Annotated in this window: 11 protein-coding genes and 1 pseudogene; 6 read left to right on the top strand and 6 right to left on the bottom strand. The window is 70.7% G+C overall.

Translation table 11 applies throughout. The features are described from left to right. The first annotated feature begins 4 nt into the window (after positions 1-4). Positions 5-1,267 (top strand): poly(ethylene terephthalate) hydrolase family protein, encoded by a 1,263-nt coding sequence (locus tag ACYVF7_RS40085; protein WP_460351086.1) that lies wholly within the window; start codon positions 5-7, stop codon positions 1,265-1,267. 155 nt (positions 1,268-1,422) lie between these two features. On the opposite strand, the pseudogene ACYVF7_RS40080 reads toward ACYVF7_RS40085, so the two are convergent. The 3 genes and pseudogenes from ACYVF7_RS40080 to ACYVF7_RS40070 all read right to left on the bottom strand — a co-directional run. Further along, positions 1,423-2,019 (bottom strand): annotated as a pseudogene (locus ACYVF7_RS40080) (IclR family transcriptional regulator); the annotation flags it as partial. A gap of 226 nt (positions 2,020-2,245) precedes the next feature. Continuing rightward, positions 2,246-4,738: a glycoside hydrolase family 3 C-terminal domain-containing protein gene (locus ACYVF7_RS40075; protein WP_460351084.1), complete on the bottom strand. Its 2,493-nt coding sequence runs from the start codon at positions 4,736-4,738 to the stop codon at positions 2,246-2,248. A 132-nt stretch (positions 4,739-4,870) separates the two neighbouring features. Next, on the bottom strand, positions 4,871-6,541 hold the full coding sequence (locus tag ACYVF7_RS40070; RefSeq protein ID WP_460351082.1) for a carboxylesterase/lipase family protein: 1,671 nt from the start codon (positions 6,539-6,541) through the stop codon (positions 4,871-4,873). A gap of 267 nt (positions 6,542-6,808) precedes the next feature. Between ACYVF7_RS40070 and ACYVF7_RS40065 the strand changes: the two genes are divergently transcribed. From ACYVF7_RS40065 to ACYVF7_RS40055, 3 genes are read left to right on the top strand one after another with little or no spacing between them, the layout of a single operon-like run. Next, positions 6,809-8,005 (top strand): ROK family protein, encoded by a 1,197-nt coding sequence (locus ACYVF7_RS40065; protein ID WP_460351080.1) that lies wholly within the window; start codon positions 6,809-6,811, stop codon positions 8,003-8,005. Continuing rightward, entirely contained in the window at positions 8,002-8,691 is a 690-nt protein-coding gene (locus ACYVF7_RS40060) for an ROK family protein (RefSeq protein ID WP_460351078.1), read from the top strand. The genes ACYVF7_RS40065 and ACYVF7_RS40060 overlap by 4 nt, the downstream gene beginning before the upstream one ends. Before the next feature lie 10 nt (positions 8,692-8,701). After that, positions 8,702-9,136, top strand: a complete 435-nt coding sequence (locus tag ACYVF7_RS40055) for an ROK family protein (protein WP_460358372.1) — start codon at positions 8,702-8,704, stop codon at positions 9,134-9,136. 16 nt (positions 9,137-9,152) lie between these two features. Here ACYVF7_RS40055 and ACYVF7_RS40050 read toward each other — a convergent pair whose 3' ends face one another. From ACYVF7_RS40050 to ACYVF7_RS40040, 3 genes are all read right to left on the bottom strand, one after another. Continuing rightward, positions 9,153-11,231 (bottom strand): glycosyltransferase 87 family protein, encoded by a 2,079-nt coding sequence (locus ACYVF7_RS40050; RefSeq protein ID WP_460351076.1) that lies wholly within the window; start codon positions 11,229-11,231, stop codon positions 9,153-9,155. Positions 11,232-11,423: 192 nt separating this feature from the next. Beyond that, a complete protein-coding gene (locus ACYVF7_RS40045; RefSeq protein WP_460351074.1) occupies positions 11,424-12,110 on the bottom strand; it encodes a maleylpyruvate isomerase family mycothiol-dependent enzyme in 687 nt (228 codons plus the stop codon). A 176-nt stretch (positions 12,111-12,286) separates the two neighbouring features. After that, positions 12,287-13,312 carry an ArsR/SmtB family transcription factor gene (locus ACYVF7_RS40040; protein WP_460351072.1) on the bottom strand — a complete coding sequence of 342 codons (1,026 nt, stop codon included), beginning with the start codon at positions 13,310-13,312 and terminating at the stop codon, positions 12,287-12,289. A 103-nt stretch (positions 13,313-13,415) separates the two neighbouring features. Here ACYVF7_RS40040 and ACYVF7_RS40035 point away from each other — a divergent pair, with 103 nt between their 5' ends. Further along, positions 13,416-13,586, top strand: coding sequence for a hypothetical protein (locus ACYVF7_RS40035; protein WP_460351070.1), 171 nt, complete (start codon positions 13,416-13,418; stop codon positions 13,584-13,586). A gap of 10 nt (positions 13,587-13,596) precedes the next feature. After that, on the top strand, positions 13,597-14,679 hold the full coding sequence (locus ACYVF7_RS40030) for a questin oxidase family protein (RefSeq protein WP_460351068.1): 1,083 nt from the start codon (positions 13,597-13,599) through the stop codon (positions 14,677-14,679). Positions 14,680-15,207: the final 528 nt, after the last annotated feature.

Raw genomic sequence — 15,207 nt, 5'->3', positions numbered from 1 at the left:
TGCGGTGCTGATCACACTGGTCACCACCATCGCCGTGGCGCTGGTGGCCGTCCCCGCCCGGCCGGCGGCCGCCGCCGAACTGCTGTCCCAGGGCAAGCCCGCGACCGCCTCGTCCACCGAGAACTCCTCCACCCCCGCGTCGGCCGCCGTGGACGGCAACACCGGGACCCGCTGGTCGAGCGCGTTCAGCGATCCGCAGTGGCTGAGCGTCGACCTCGGCGCCACCGACCAGATCAGCCAGGTCGTGCTGCGTTGGGAAGCGGCATACGCCCGCGCGTTCCAGATCCAGACGTCCGCTGACGGCACGACGTGGACCACCGTCTACTCGACCACCACCGGCGCCGGCGGTGTTCAGACCCTCGACGTGACCGGGAACGGCCGGTACGTCCGCGTCTACGGCACCGCGCGCGGCACCGTCTACGGCTACTCGCTGTGGGAATTCCAGGTCTACGGCTCCAGCGGCGGCACGACGCCACCGGGCAACGGCATCCCGGATCCGACGACCGCCTCGCTCGAGGCCACGAACGGGCCGCTGGCGACCGCCGACTACACCGTTCCCAGCCCGAGCGGGTACGGGTCCGGTACGGTCACCTACCCGACGGCGAGCGGCTCGTACCCGGGTGTCGTGCTGATGCCGGGCTATCAGGGCACCCAGCAGAACCTGCAGTGGCTCGCACCCCGCCTCGCCTCCTGGGGCTTCGTCGTCATCAACGTCGGCACCCTCACGCTCAGCGACGATCCCGACTCGCGGGCCCGTCAGATCGCGGCCGCCGGCACCCAGTTGCTCGCGCTCGGCAACGCCACCGGCAACCCGATCTCCGGGAAGGTCAACGGCACGCTCGGTGTGGCCGGTCACTCGATGGGCGGCGGCGGCACGATGGTGACCCTCCGGGACGACGCCCGCTTCAAGGCGGGCGTGCCCATGGCCCCGTACTACCAGAACGGGAACTTCGCCGGAGTCACCAAGCCGACCTTCTTCCTGACCTGCCAGAGCGACGTGGCCGCTCCCGGCGGCACGTACGCGCTGCCGTGGTACAACTCCATGACGCAGGCCGAGAAGCTCTACATCGAGGTTCCCGGCGACCATCTCTGCCCGATGACCGGCTACGGCAACAAGGCCAAGCAGGGCAAGTGGATCGTGTCCTTCTTCAGTCGCTGGCTGCGCGACGACACCCGTTTCACTCCGTTCCTGTGCGGTACCGCGCGTGACGCCGACAAGAACAACACCTCCCTGGTCACGCGCTGGATGGACACCTGCCCGTTCTGACCGGAGCGCTCCGAGCCGGCCACCCACGCCGGGCCGGCCGCCCGCGCCGCGCGCGGGCGGCCGGCTGACACGCGTTCCCGCCGGCGGAATAACGCGCGGGAGATGGCCCGGGCGGTGGCCACCACCAGGGGCGCGAGCGTGCTCGGCCTGGGGCCGGAGTCCCGGGGGACGACCGACACGGCGGCGATGACCTCGCCCGCCCCGCCCCGTACGGGCGCGGCCACCGTGCTCCCCGGACCGAGCCAAGGGCCGCTCACGCCGGTGCGGCGCACCTCGGCGAGCGCCCGGCGCAGGCCGGTGGCCGGCCTGTGGCGGGCGAGATAGCGTTCCTGGACGGCCACCGCCGCGTACGCCAGGAGCAGCAGGCCGTCGCCGGTGGCGTGCGCCGGGCCCCGTCCGCCGGCCGGTTCGACCTCCCGGGAGCCGATCCGGGAGCCGACCGGGGAGCCGATCCGCTCCACGAGCACCACGTCCGTTCCGTCCAGCACCGTCAGCAGGACCTGCGACCGTCCGGTCGTCTCGGCCAGGTCCTCCAGGAACGGCATCGCCACCTCCCTCAGCTCCAGCCGCCGTGGGGCCATCGCCGCGACGGCCCACAGGTGCAGCCCGATCTGGTAGCGGCCGTCGTGGTCGCGTTCGAGCGCGCCCCAGGACACCAGCTCGCGGACCAGCCGATGGGTGGTGGTCAGCGGCATTCCCGTCCGCCGGCTGATCTCCGAGAGGGTCAGCCAACGGCGTTCCCCGGCGAACACGTCCAGCACGCCGAGGACCCGGCTGGTGACCGAACGAGCGGCGGGCTCCTTCTCGGCGGGCTCCTTCTGGGTGGTCTCCTTCTCGGCGGGCTCGCCCGGGGACGGCAGGGGAATCGCTGTGCGCACTGGGAGTCCTCTCAGCGGCAGCCGCTCTGCGCGGTCTTCGACAGGGCCCAGGCGACGGCCTGCCCGGGGAGGGCAGGCCGTCGCCGTACGCGGCGGATCGTCAGCGCACGATGTCGACGCGGGTGTTCAGGCGCAGGTCGGCCGAGGAGGAGCCGACGGAGACGGTGCGCCACCCCGTGCCCACGGTCCAGCCGTGACTCGTGGTGTTCCAGTAGCCGAGTTGCCGATCGCCCACGTCGATCCGGACGCGGCGTGACTCACCGGGCCGCAGTGAGATCTTCTGGAAGCCGGCGAGTGACCGCACCGCTTGGGGCTGGGACACACCGGGGGCGGCACCGACGTAGAGCTGTGCCACCTCCTGACCCGCGCGCCGCCCCGTGTTCGTGACGGTGAACGTCGCCTCCAGCCCGTTCCGGCCCGGCCGTACCGAAAGCCCGTGGTAGGCGAAGGTCGTGTAGGACAGGCCGTGGCCGAAGGGGAACAGCGGCCGGACCTCCTCCTTGTCGTACCAGCGGTAGCCGACGTACACGCCCTCCGAGTAGTCCTCCTGCAGGTCCACTCCCGGGAAGCGCTTCGGGTCCCCGGCGACCGGCGTGCGGGCTTCGGAGGCCGGGAACGTCTGGGTGAGCTTTCCGGACGGATCGACGTCCCCGAACAGCAGCCGGGCGGTGGCCTCGGCGCCTTCCTGACCCGGGTAGTACATGTCGAGGACGGCGGCGGTGCCGTCCAGCCACGGCATGGTGACCGACGAACCGGTGTTGAGGACCACGACCGTACGCGGGTTCGCCTTCGTCACCGCGGCGATGAGCGCGTTCTGGTTTCCGGGCAGCGACAGCGACGGCCGGTCGGAGCCCTCGGTGCCCTCGTCGTAGGCGAAGACCACCGCGGTCGTGGCCTTCTTCGCGGCGGCGGCCGCCGCCGCGATGTCGGCCTGCACGGTCTGCGGCGTGGACCAGGCGAGCCGTACGCTCTGCGCCGCGTCGGTCGGCGCGGTCGTCTTCACGGCGAGGGTGTGCTTTCCGGCGGTGAGCTTCAGCGTGACCGGCGCGTTGGTCAGGCCGTCGGTGGTCGGGATGAGGCTGCCGCTGAAGAACCCGCCCGCGGTGACGACGTCCTTGCCGTCGACCGTCACCGTGCCGCTGCCCCCGGACGTCTGCAGATCCAGCCGGTAGTCGCCGGTCTCCGGCACCGTCAGGGTCCCGGAGTACGAGAACGACTGCCCGGCGGGCACCTTATTGCCGCCGGTGCGGTCGATCGGCGTCGCGGGCGACAGCGCCGACGCGGGGACCAGCACCCCGTCGAGGTTCTCGCCGACCGAGTAGCCGACCCGGGCGCCGCTTCCGGCCCGTGCCTTGATGGCGTCGAGAGGGGCCTTCGCGGACTCCGGGATCACGTGGGCGCTGCCGCCACCGCCGACGAGCGGCGTCCGGGCCGTCGGGCCGACGACCGCGATGCTCTTCGCCGCACCGCCCGTGAGGGGCAGCGCGCCGTGCTGGTTGCGCAGCAGGACCGCGCCGGACTCGGCGACGGTCTGCGCCACCTGCGCGCCGCCCGCCGGGTCGCGGGACGGCCTCGACTGCTTCTTGAGCAGCCCGAACCGCTCCATCTGGCCGAGGATCCGGGCCACCGCCTGGTCGAGGGCGGACGTCGGGATCTTCCCGTCCCGCAGGGCGGTGCGCAGCGGCTCCTTGAAGTACGCCGTGAAGATCGGGCCGTACGCGTCGCCCGGCATCTCCTGGTCCAGGCCCTTGGTGATCGCCTCGGGGGAGTGGGTGGCGCCCCAGTCCGACATCACCCAGCCGCGGAATCCCCACTGCTCCTTCAGGATCGACTTCAGGAGCTGCTCATTCTCACAGGCGTACGAGCCGTTGACCTTGTTGTACGAGCACATGACCGCGCCGGCGCCCGCCTCGATCGCCGCGTTGAAGCCCGGCAGCTCGATCTCGTGCAGCGTCTGCTCGTCGACGTTGACGTTCACCGCCGGGCCGAACACGCCGCGGTCGGTCTCCTGGTTGTTCTCGGCGAAGTGCTTGACGGTGGCGATCAGCCCCTGGGACTGGATCCCGCCGACCTCGGCGGCGACGGTCCGGGACGAGACGAGGGGGTCCTCGCTGAACGTCTCGAAGTTCCGGCCCGCGTACGGCACCCGGATGGTGTTGACCATGGGGGCGAGCAGGACGTCCTGGCCCAGCGCGCGTCCGTCCCGTCCGATCACCCGCCCGTACGCGCGGGCAAGCCCCTCGTCGAACGACGACGCCAGCGCGACCGGCGCCGGCATCGCCGTGGCGTGGGCGGTCACCCGCACACCGGCCGGGCCGTCGGTCAGCCGCAGTTCGGGGATGCCCAGGCGCTTCACACCGGGGATGTATCCGGCTTCGCCGAGCGACTTGGGGTCGCTGGTGCCGCTGACGAACGTGAGCTTCTCGTCCAGCGTCATGGCGCTGACCAGCGATCGTACCTTCGCCGACCACCCTGTCGCGGGGTCGGCGATGGCCTGGCCGGCCGTGGCCGAGCCGAGCAGCGCCGTCAGCGCGGCGAGGGTGGTGACGCGGAGCGCTCGGCCCGATCGTCGCCGGAAGACGGGTCGTCTCATGGAGATCCTTTCTCTTGCCCCGGGCGGGGAGCCGTCATCGCGGGCGCGAGCCCGGATGACGGTGGATTCAGTGGGGGTGCTGTGGCGGGCCCGAGAACCTCGGAACCCGCCACGTCCCCCGCACGGGGTTGATCAGCCCGGCGTTCCGATGCCGCGGGCGGTCATCAGGCCGGTCGCGCGGGCCGAGGCGCCGGGAGCCGACAGGCCGTCCCAGAAGTCGCAGTTGTGCTCCGCGCGGTACTCGCCGAAGGAGATGCGGGTGCTCTGCCCGCCGGGCCGCAGCGAGAGCACGGCTTTCGCCCTGAGGTCCGGCCAGTACGCCAGGCGGTGGAGCGGCGAGTTGGGAGTGCCGGCGCGGGTGAACGAGCCCCAGTAGTGACTCATGTCGTCGGCGAGCCGGCGCTGGGCCGCGGTGAAGAACGGCGTGATCGGCGTGCCGTTGTCGAAGCTCGGGAACAGGTAGGGCAGCTCACCCGCGTGCGGCGCGCCCCACTCGTACCCCTCCGGCTTGCCGGGGGTGAGCCCGGGGAACTTCCGGTCGTCGAACTGGTACTGGTAGGTGCGGGTGTGGCGGGCGATCTGCTGGGAGAGGCTCAGCGTCGGGCATCCCCCGATGCCGGCGACCAGGCCCGCGTCGGTCATGATCGCCGCGATGGCGTAGACGGGGGCGTACGGGCCGGTGTAGTCGCTGAGGGGGTAGCGCTTGAGCACCTCGGACGCCTTGTCCCCGTACACCGACCTGACCCAGGCCTCGTACTGCGCCGGCGTGTACCCGAGGAACCCGAGGGCGAAGGTCCGGCCCTCGTCGTGGTTGGCGCCGATGACCACCGGCACCCGGGCGAAGTGACCGGTGCTCACCGCGTCCGCGGGCGCGGTCGGCAGGGGATCACCGCCGTTCACCAGGGAGGTCTGGATGCGCGTGCTCGCGTCCAGGAGCTCCGCGACGGGCTTGGCGCGGAGGCACGCCAGTGCGGTGGCCGGATCGGCACAGCCGACCGAGCGCGCGAACGCGGTGCCCTGCGACTCGGCCTGCGCACGTGGCGCCGACGGGCAGGAGCCGCTCTCTATGATCGCGCGCTCGAAGAGTCCCGCCGAGCCCGGCGCGGCCAGGTGCGCGCACACCGACATCCCGCCCGCGGACTCGCCGCCGATGGTCACGGCACGGGGGTCGCCGCCGAACGCCGCGACGTTCGCCCGTGTCCAGCGCAGCGCGGCCTGCTGGTCGAGCAGCGCGTAGTTCCCGCTGATCCCCGGCAGTGTGAGCAGGCCGAAGACGTTCAGCCGGTAGTTGGCGGTGACCACGACGACGTTGTTGTCGGCGGCGATCTTGGCCCCGTCGTACTGCTGGGCGCCGCCGTTCTGCAGGCCGCCGCCGTAGATGTAGAACAGCACCGGCAGCCGGCGGTGCGCGGTCCGCGCTCCGGCGGGCCGGAAGACGTTGACGTAGAGGCAGTCCTCGGCCTCCGAGCGCGGTCCGTTGCCGCTCGGGAGCTGCGGACAGGGCGAGCCGAACTTCGTGGCCTGGCGCACGCCGGACCAGCGCGGCGCGGGCGCGGGCGCGGCGAGGCGGCGGTCCCCGACCGGGGGCGCCGCGAACGGGATGCCGAGGAACTTGTCGACACCCTGGACCGTGCTGCCCCGGACGAGGCCGTTGTCGGTCCTGACGACGGTCCCTTCACCGCGCGCCGTGGCGACGGTCCCGCCACCGCGCGCCGCGGCCTGGGCCGGGGGGACGTGCAGGGCCGCGAGCACGAGGGCCGTCCCGATGAGGATCGATCTCTGGCGCGATCGTCGGCGAATCATGTGTACCTGCCTCTCAAGCCGCCCCTGAGCCACGGATTCCGAGGTCCCGTCTGCTCGGGTTTCCGTAGCGGGGCGACATAATCGGCCCCCGATCACGAGTGGTTGCCTTCGGTGCCGGCCTCCGGTTCGATCTGCAAGAGGAGACTAAGTACCAGTATCTAGCCGGTCAATGAGATTAATTAAGGATCCATTTCGTCCAGTGCTTTACAAAAATCATTAATGTAAAGTACTGGACGTAAGTGCCGTAGATTGCCGAGGGTTTTGCGTATGACCGACTCAGCCGGGGCGCGCCGGAGCCCGACCGCCGTGCGCCTGATCCTGGACGAACTGCGCGGGGAGGTCTTCCTCACCCGGGCGGAGCTGATCGAGCGGACCGGGCTGTCCCGGTCGTCGGTGTCCGGCGCGGTGGCGGAGCTGTTGTCGTCCGGGCTGCTGGCCGAGCGCACCGCCGGCCCCGATCCCGGGAACCGCCGGCCCGGCCGTCCGGTCGCCGGGCTGTCGCTCACCTCCGCGGCCGGTCTGGTCGCGGCCGTCGACTTCGGGCACAGCCACCTTTCGGTCGCCGTCGCCGACATGTCCCTGCGCGTGCTGAACGAGCACACCATCGACTTCGACGTGGCCGGCAGCAGGGACGCCGCGCTGCGCGTGGCCGAGGAGCAGATCCGCGCCGCCCTCGCGCCGCTCCCGGGGCCCCGGGAACCGGTCGCGGTCGGCATGGGCCTTCCGGCACCGGTCCTGGCCGCCGACCAGAGCGTGGTGACCAGCTCGATCCTGCCCGGCTGGGGCGGTTCCCGCCCGGCCGCCGAGCTCGGCGACCGGCTCGGGCTGCCCGTCGTCATCGACAACGACGCCAACCTCGGGGCACTGGCGGAGGCCCGGCTCGGCGCCGGCCGCGGCCTCCAGGACCTGCTCTACCTCAAGGTCTCATCCGGCATCGGCGCCGCGCTGGTCCTCGCCGGACGCGTACACCACGGCTTCCACGGCCTGGCCGGAGAACTGGGGCACATCCCGGTGGGCGCCGCCGGCGGCGCGGGCCGCGCCTGCCGGTGCGGCGGCCACCGCTGCCTGGAGTCGCTGGCGTCGTCGGCCGCGATCCTGGAGGTGCTCCGGCCATCCTTCGGCACGATCAGCCCGGCCCGGCTGATCGAGCTGGCCGACGCCGATCCGATCGTCCGGCGCGCGCTCACCGACGCGGGCCGGGTCATCGGCACCGTCGTCGGCGACCTCGCGAACATGCTCAACCCGGCCGCGGTCGTGCTCGGCGGGTTGCTGGCCGACGCCGCCGAGCCGGTGCTCGCCGGACTCCGCGAGTCGCTGGACCGGCGCACCCATCCGGCGGTGGGTGACGGGATGCGCCTCGTGGCCGGTGAACTGGGCGAACGCGGGAGCAGCCTGGGCGCCCTCATCCGGGCGACGGAGATCGCCGTCCCGGTGGCCCGGCCGACGTCGCAGGCGCGCGCATGACCGCCGGGAGCAGGTCCCGGCTGCTGGCGCTGATCCCGTACGACACCGCCGTGACGATGGCGGACCTCGTCCGGACCAGCGGGCTGAGCCGGCCGACGCTCGCCGACATGCTCCACCGGCTGCAGGCCGAAGGAGCCGTACTGTGCGAGCCCGCCGTCGCGTCCGGCGGCCGGGGACGGCCCGCGCAGCGCTGGCGCAGGCGGCCGCCCCGGGGGATGTTCGCCGCGCTCGCGTTCTCGCGTGACTCCGTACGGGTACGGGTCGCGAACGCCGACGACCAGGCGTTCGTCGAGCGCGAGGAGACGCTGGACGTCGCCCTCAACGCGAGGGGCGCACTGGACCGCGGCCACCGACTCCTGCACGAGTGCCTGACGACACTGAACTCGGCCGTGGAGTCGCTGACGAGCCTTACCTTGGGCCTGCCCTGTCCCGTCGGCGACGGGGACCAGCCGCAGCCCCGCGGCATCCTGCCGGACTGGGTCGGCTTCCGGCCGGTGGAGTGGCTGCGGGACCGCCTGCCCGACGTCCGGATCACGGTGGAGAACGACACGAACCTGGCCGCCGTCGGGGAGATCACCGAGGGCGCCGGGCAGGGCTGCCGCGACCTGGTGTACGTGAAACTGGCCCCCGGCATCGGCTCGGCCCTGGTCATCGGAGGGCGGCTCTACCGGGGCACCGCCGGCTGACGCCGGCGAGATCGGCCACATCCAGATCAACGATATGGGCCACCCGTGCGTGTGCGGGGCCCGCGGCTGCCTGGCCATGGAGCTGTACATCGCCGCCCGGCACAGCACCGGCGGCAAGGGCGGTCTGCTGGCGCTGACCGAGCTGTTCCGGCGCTGCGACGCCGGAGACGCCGCCGCCGGGCGCGTGCTCGGCCGCATCGGAGAGCTGCTGGGCGAACAGCTCGGCGCGCTGGCCAACATGATCGACCCCGAACGCGTCGTGGTGAGCACGGCCGACGCACCACCGCACCCCGCCGTGCTGGCCGGGATCCGGGACGGGATACGCCGCACCGCGCTGCCCGCCGTCGGCGATCTACCGGTGATCCCCTCGCCACTCGGCATCCGAGCGGAGCCACTGGGCGGGATCGCGCTGGCGCGGGGTGCCTACCTGCGAGGCGCGGTTTGACTGTCTTGTGCCGGCCTCACAGTTTCGTTCCTGGCGGGAGCTGTTGTCGGAACGCCGGGTTCAGGCGAACCGCCCTCCGTACCAGAGCGCGGCCTCGGGTGGTTTCACCCCGCCTGATGAGTAGCAGGCCGAGGTTGAGATCCGCCGCCGCGTGGCGTGGATCGATTCGCAGATCCCTCCGATAATAGGAAATCGCTTCGGCCGGCCTGGTCGCGGTCAACATCACGCCCATGTTGAAGAGCGCTGCGCCGAATCGCGGATTGATGGCGAGTGCGTGCTTGTATTCGCTCTCCGCGCCGGCGGCGTTCCCGGTCCCCTGGTAGACGGTGGCGAGGTCGAAGTGGGTCAGCGCGTTACGGGGGTCTATTTGTTCTGCGGCGGTGTAATCGATCAGGGCGTCCGTCGTGTTGGCGGCTTGCTGGGCGGAAATCCCCGCTGCGAGCAGTCGATCAGCTGACTCAGGCGGAAGGGTTTTCGGGTCGAGATCTGCTGTCTTCTGGAAGAGGTAGGCGGCGGGCCCTATATAGACCAGCGCATAGTGTGACCAGAAGTACGAGTACAATCCGACCGTCCAGGGTACGAAGGTCGATTGCGGGCCGGCCAGAAGGACGTAGTCGGCTTGACGTACGGCCGTCTCCCAGGCCTGAACGAGCGGCTGCTCGAATGGTCCCTCATACGGGGGCGGGTGCGCCGGGTTGGCCGCGAGCCACTGCCCGTAGACGTCAACCGTCGCGGGACAACGCCGGGCCGCGACGAGACGGTCGGCTTCGATGAGGGGTGACGCGCCATCCGATACGACGCATGCTCCTGGGCGAATGTAGGCGGAAAGCGTACGCCCGAAGTCGACGTACTTGGAGGTAAAGTTGTGCGTGTATCCGATTTGCGCCAGGGCGGCGATGTAGGCGGCGATCAAGAGGCTCACCGTTGCCGTCCGCCGCAGAGCCACTACGTTGGGATCGCGTCCAAAACGGCCTGACATCACCGCGCGAGCGAATCTGCCGACGACCACGCCGAGCAGCAAAGCGAGGAACACCGCGGGAAGAAAACCGTAGGTTCTGAAGAACTGCCGCGGAACGCACAGCCCGGCTATCGCGACGGCCGTGCCTGTGAGTGCGAACCAGTCCAGTGCGGCGCGGTCGCCGACCATCGCGTAGCTGACGAAGAACGCCAGCGCGAGCGCCAGCAATATGCCGATGGCGAGAACGGATTTCGCGTGCAGGTGGGGCAGCTCGTCAAGGCCGGTCATCGACTGAAGCCTGGCGCCGATCGATAGCTCCTGCCAGCCCGAGCTTTCTCTGGTGAGCTGGACGGAGACCACGTCATGGATGAATGTGGCGGGGGCCAGAGCGAGGAACGGGGCGAGCGGAATGGCCGCACCGGCGGTGATGCCGCCGAGCAGCCACCTGACCCGCCACCACTGTTTGTGCGCCAAGCAGGAGACCGCATAGACGGTGAGCAGGGCGACGATCGGCATCAAGGCCCAGACTTTGACCGCACAGGCGAGCCCGAACGCCAGCCCCCCCACGAACGTTCGACGCCGACTCGCCGTGAAACGACCGGTCGAGCCGAATAGGACAAGCGTGCCGAGCAGGCAGAGTATGAGGAAGTAGGCCTCGAGCTCTACTGTGTCGGCGACATCGACGGTTCTCGGGGAGCAGGCCAAGGCCAAGCCTGTCGTCATCATGGCGATGCGTCCGCGATACCGCATGATCAATGTGGCCAGGACGACGACTCCCACCGCGGTCACAGCCGTCAGGAGGCGGGCGATCGCCATCGCGACCGGCTCGCCGACGATGTGGCTCAACGCGGCGATAGGCGCGAGTATCAGCGGCAATCCCGGCGGGTGCAAGAACGTGAAGTCTCGATAGGGAAGATACCCGCTGGCCATCCGCAACGCTGCGCCGAAATAGACGCCGTCGTTGTAGGAGTTGAATTGATGTATCCCCACAAGGGCGTGGGGCCGTGCGAAATCGCTGGCGAGCACGGCGGCCGACAAGAGACCCACGAAACCAACGATCGCCCTGTGCCACCACGCCAGCGGTACGCGGAAGACGGCCACCCTCGAATTGACCTGCGGCGTACTTTCAATCCCCATGCCAACAAGCTTTGAACACCCTGCTACGCGCCGCGGGGATCGACAGCCGAACGCGTAAGAATCGAGAGGAACTTCACGCCGATCTTTTACCGTAGGAGCCACGGCATTAAGAGCGCGCGACCGGTCTCGCCGACCCGTCGATCTCCGGAACCTCGATCGTCGTCAGGCTGAACGTGGCCTGATCCGGGCCGGTCAGGGCACCAGCGGCCCGGCCAGGACGCGCAGTCCCGCTTCGCGATCCCCGATCCAGGCCACCGAATCCGTATCCTGCGGTTTCCGGCCCCAGAGCATCAGCAGCAGGTCCTCGGCCCTGCCCGAAACCTCGGCTATCGGCTCGCCGGGCCCATAGGTCCAGGACCCGCCGGCATCGGTGGCACTGATCCTCACGGCCTGCTCAGGCTCGGCGGCGGCACCCCTCGCGACCATGCGGAGCGCCATGGTGTCGAAGACCTCGGCGACGCCGTCGGCGGCGAGCGCGACGTCCATCGGTGTCGCCGAACCGAGCGCGTTCTCGGCGTCCCAGCGGTGCATCAGCGTCTCCTGGCTGCGGCGCCGACGCCAGAACCCGACCGTATGCGGCGGGAAGAACGACCACGCGTCGGTCGAGGGATCGACCGACAGCGCGCGCACGAGCGCGTCCGCCGTTTCGGCGTACCAGGCCTTGAGCGCCGCCTGGTCGCGAGGCGCAGCCCCCTCGTCGTAGTCGTTGCCGTGCCCCTCTCCCACGGCCGTGACGACCCACAAGTTACCCGCTCCCATATGAGCGGCCAGGTCGAACAGCGTCCAGTCACCGCAATGCTCGATAGGAGCGGACAAGTCGCCGTCCAGCACGGCACCGAACGCATCGAGTTCGCGCCGGAGAGTGGCCAGGTAATCCACGGCGCCAAGATACAGCGCACCGCCGATGGGACTCACCACCCGTCGCCTCCGGAACGGCGAGCGCGACAAGGCCACAGGCTGTGACGCGGGATCGACGCTGGTGAAACGGCGTGCCCTCGTGCGCGGAACGGTTACCTCAGATGGTCAGGGCGCCCAGCGGTACCCGCGCTGTCAGCTCAGGCTTCGGGCTGTCGGCCTGCCTCGCTGAGCAGCCGGTCGCCGAGTTCGGTCCGCGAGTAGAGCACTTGTCGGCCCGCCCGGCGCGAGGTGAGCAGCCCGGCGGCGCGCAGTGCCTGGAGGTGCACGCTGAGGGTAGGCGCGGAGAGCGCCATCTGGGTGGCGGCCTGGTTGGTCGACATCGGCAGGTCGAGCTGGGTCAGCAGGGCAGCCCGGGTGTGCCCGAGGACGCCGGCGAGCGCCGAGCCGGTCTGCCGGGGGTGCTCCTCCCAGAGCCGGCCGAGGCCGCGCGGGGAGTAGGAGACGCTAGGGGGCCCTGGCTGCGCGGTCCGCACCAGGACGTCCGGCCAGGCGAAGGCGCACGGCACGAGGAGCAGGCCGCGCCCGCCGCAGTCGGCGTGGCCCTCGTAGTAATTGGCGATTCTCAGCGTCTGGTCGGCGAACGTGACCGACGGGTGCAGGTTGCTCATCATCCGATCGACGCCGCCATCGGCCAGGGCATCGAGTCTGTAGGCGATGTCGTCGCCCAGCAGCGCATCGATCCGCGGCCAGTCCGGGGCGATCGCGACCCGGTAGTACGCCTCGAGTGCCTCGGTGACGGGGCCGATGCCCGCATCGGGCCGGTGCACCAGCGCCTGGAGCAGGGCTCGCCGCCCTTCGCGGCCGGGTCCCTGCTGGGCGATTCGGTGAGCTGCCAGGTGCGCCAACTCCTGCGCCACGATCTCCGGATCGGCGTCGGCGATCTGCGCGAGCGCGTCCGGGAAGGTCGAGGACCGGCGACCTGGCGGCGGCACCAGGAAGTCGGGGATGTAGCCCTCCGGGCGCACCAGCGCCCGCAATAGGTCGAGGTCGCGCTTGCGCAGCCGTCCCGCTCGCTCGGCGAACCTGTCGATCCAGGGAGCGTGCAGGTGCCGCCCCTGCCTGCGGGCGGCCAGCGTACGCAGGCTGGCGACGGTCTCCTTGAGGGGCGAGGCGGCGAAGCGTACGCGGGTCAAGTCGGTCGCCGTGAAGTGCAGGTGGATCACGCGCGCCGCCTCTTCCGATTAGGCCTGAGCCTAATCGTGGCCGTGCGCCTGACGCCACTGAAGACTGAGGAGATCCACTCGGACCACGGGAAGGAAATCGAAGATGCGCACCCTGATCTACACCGCCTTCGTCTCGCTGGACGGCGTCGTCGAGTCTCCTGGTGGCGGCACCCGCTCCGAGGCCCATCGCAGCAGCGGCTGGACCTTCAAGGACATCGAGGTGGTCGAGTCCGAGACGTACGCCAACGGCATCACCAAGCTCTTCGTCCGCTGAGGTGGCCGCCATGACCCGCGGATCGATGACGGAGGCCCTGTCCGCAGCGTACGAACGGTTGCACGCGTACGGGCCGGAGTTCGGCGGCGACGAAGAGGGTAACCACGGGATGACCAACCACGGCCCGATGGCCGTGGAGGTCATTGTCCGGCGAGGGCTCGACATCGACGTCGAGCGCTGGCTAGACCGCTACGTACGCCGCCTGGCGGATCTGCCCGGCACGAGCTCGGCCATTCGGCCCGGCGAGTGGGGCGCGGCGCTGGGCCAGGCGCGGCGGCTGCCCGACTGGGCCGCGTACTTCCGGCACGAGCTGACCGAGCGCCCGTGGTCGGAGGTGCTCACCGAGTGGTGGCCGCGGCTGCTGCCGGGGATCGTGGCCGGCTCGACCCACGGCGTGATCCGGGTCGGTCACGCGGTGCGTACACTGCGCGGCACCGCTCGCGTCCCGACACGCCAGACCCTCGACGAACTGGCCCACGGGCTGGCGTTCTGGGCGGCGCGCTACCGCGCGCTCGCCGGGGCGGTCGAGCCGGAGGGCTCCCTCACGCCGCAACAGGCCCTGTCGGCCGTCACCCGGCTCAAGGACCAGAGCGGCTTCATCGCCCACCGGCTCGACCGGCTCGAGCGCAGCCCGGGCTGGACCGCGAGCCTGCGCGTGCTGGAACCCGCCGCGTCCGCCGAGGAGGTCCCGGCGCGACTGGAGTCGCTCGTCGACAGCGCCGCCAAGGCGTACCTTGGGCTCGGCCACGGCTCGCCGGTCCTGCTGGTCCACGCCGCTACCGCGCCCAACGCGATGCGGCACGTGCTCCCGGTCCTGCCGTCCGAGCAGTGGTCGCCGAGTCTCGCGGCGGCCTGGGCGGCCGTGGTGGCGGTCGTCGCGCCGTACGCCCCGGCCCGGCCGGCCCCGTACGCGGAGATCGTCCGGCGCTATCCCGAGCTGACCAGCGAGGACGCGCTCCAGCAGGCAGCCGAGCACGGCGACGAGCACGTCCTGAAGTTCGCCGACACGGCCGTCGAGTCGTACGACCGCACCGGCGACCCCGAGCTGCTCGCCGCGACCCTGCACGTCGGCGAGCTGATCGACCGTCCCTGACGCCCCAGAAGGGTCAGGCCCTTACGACGACCTTGGCGCGGACGTGCTAACGCCGTTGCCAACAGCCGCTCCGCCCCACCCGGAAGATGGCCCGGCGCAGGTCAGGCCCGATCAAGCTGTTAGACCGCCGGTGGACTCCTAAACCGTGTGCCGCAGGTTCGAATCCTGCCGGGGGCACCCATCTGATCAAGGAAAATCCCGGCTGACCAGCGCGAACACAGGTCGCCGGGGATCGCGCGTGTGCAGCCGTATGCCACCGGAAGCAGTCCCCGGCCGGTGGTCGCGGGATATATGCGGGATGAGAGTCCGGGCGTCGACCCAGGTCAGCCCCTGGAAAAGCGAAGGGCTCCGGGATGAACCGGAGCCCTGTCACCGTCCACCGTCGCGCGTGTCACGTCAAAAGTGCCTTCTCGATCATGCGGTTGATCCGTTCCTCGTCGCCGTTGAGGCATCCCGCGTAGACCTTCCACAGCACCTTGACACTGTGGCACAGCCGCTGGGCGACCTCCTTGTACCGCGTACTTGAGC

The organism is Actinoallomurus acanthiterrae (assembly GCF_054775715.1).
Note: the sequence above shows the minus strand (reverse complement) of the source record. Positions and strands in the feature narration are given on the sequence as shown.

Coding starts and splice junctions, on each gene's coding strand:
- ACYVF7_RS40075 (WP_460351084.1), bottom strand. CDS start 4,738: ATGAGACGACCCGTCTTCCGGCGACGATCGGGCCGAGCGCTCCGCGTC.
- ACYVF7_RS40070 (WP_460351082.1), bottom strand. CDS start 6,541: ATGATTCGCCGACGATCGCGCCAGAGATCGATCCTCATCGGGACGGCC.
- ACYVF7_RS40065 (WP_460351080.1), top strand. CDS start 6,809: ATGACCGACTCAGCCGGGGCGCGCCGGAGCCCGACCGCCGTGCGCCTG.
- ACYVF7_RS40060 (WP_460351078.1), top strand. CDS start 8,002: ATGACCGCCGGGAGCAGGTCCCGGCTGCTGGCGCTGATCCCGTACGAC.
- ACYVF7_RS40050 (WP_460351076.1), bottom strand. CDS start 11,231: ATGGGGATTGAAAGTACGCCGCAGGTCAATTCGAGGGTGGCCGTCTTC.
- ACYVF7_RS40035 (WP_460351070.1), top strand. CDS start 13,416: ATGCGCACCCTGATCTACACCGCCTTCGTCTCGCTGGACGGCGTCGTC.
- ACYVF7_RS40030 (WP_460351068.1), top strand. CDS start 13,597: ATGACCCGCGGATCGATGACGGAGGCCCTGTCCGCAGCGTACGAACGG.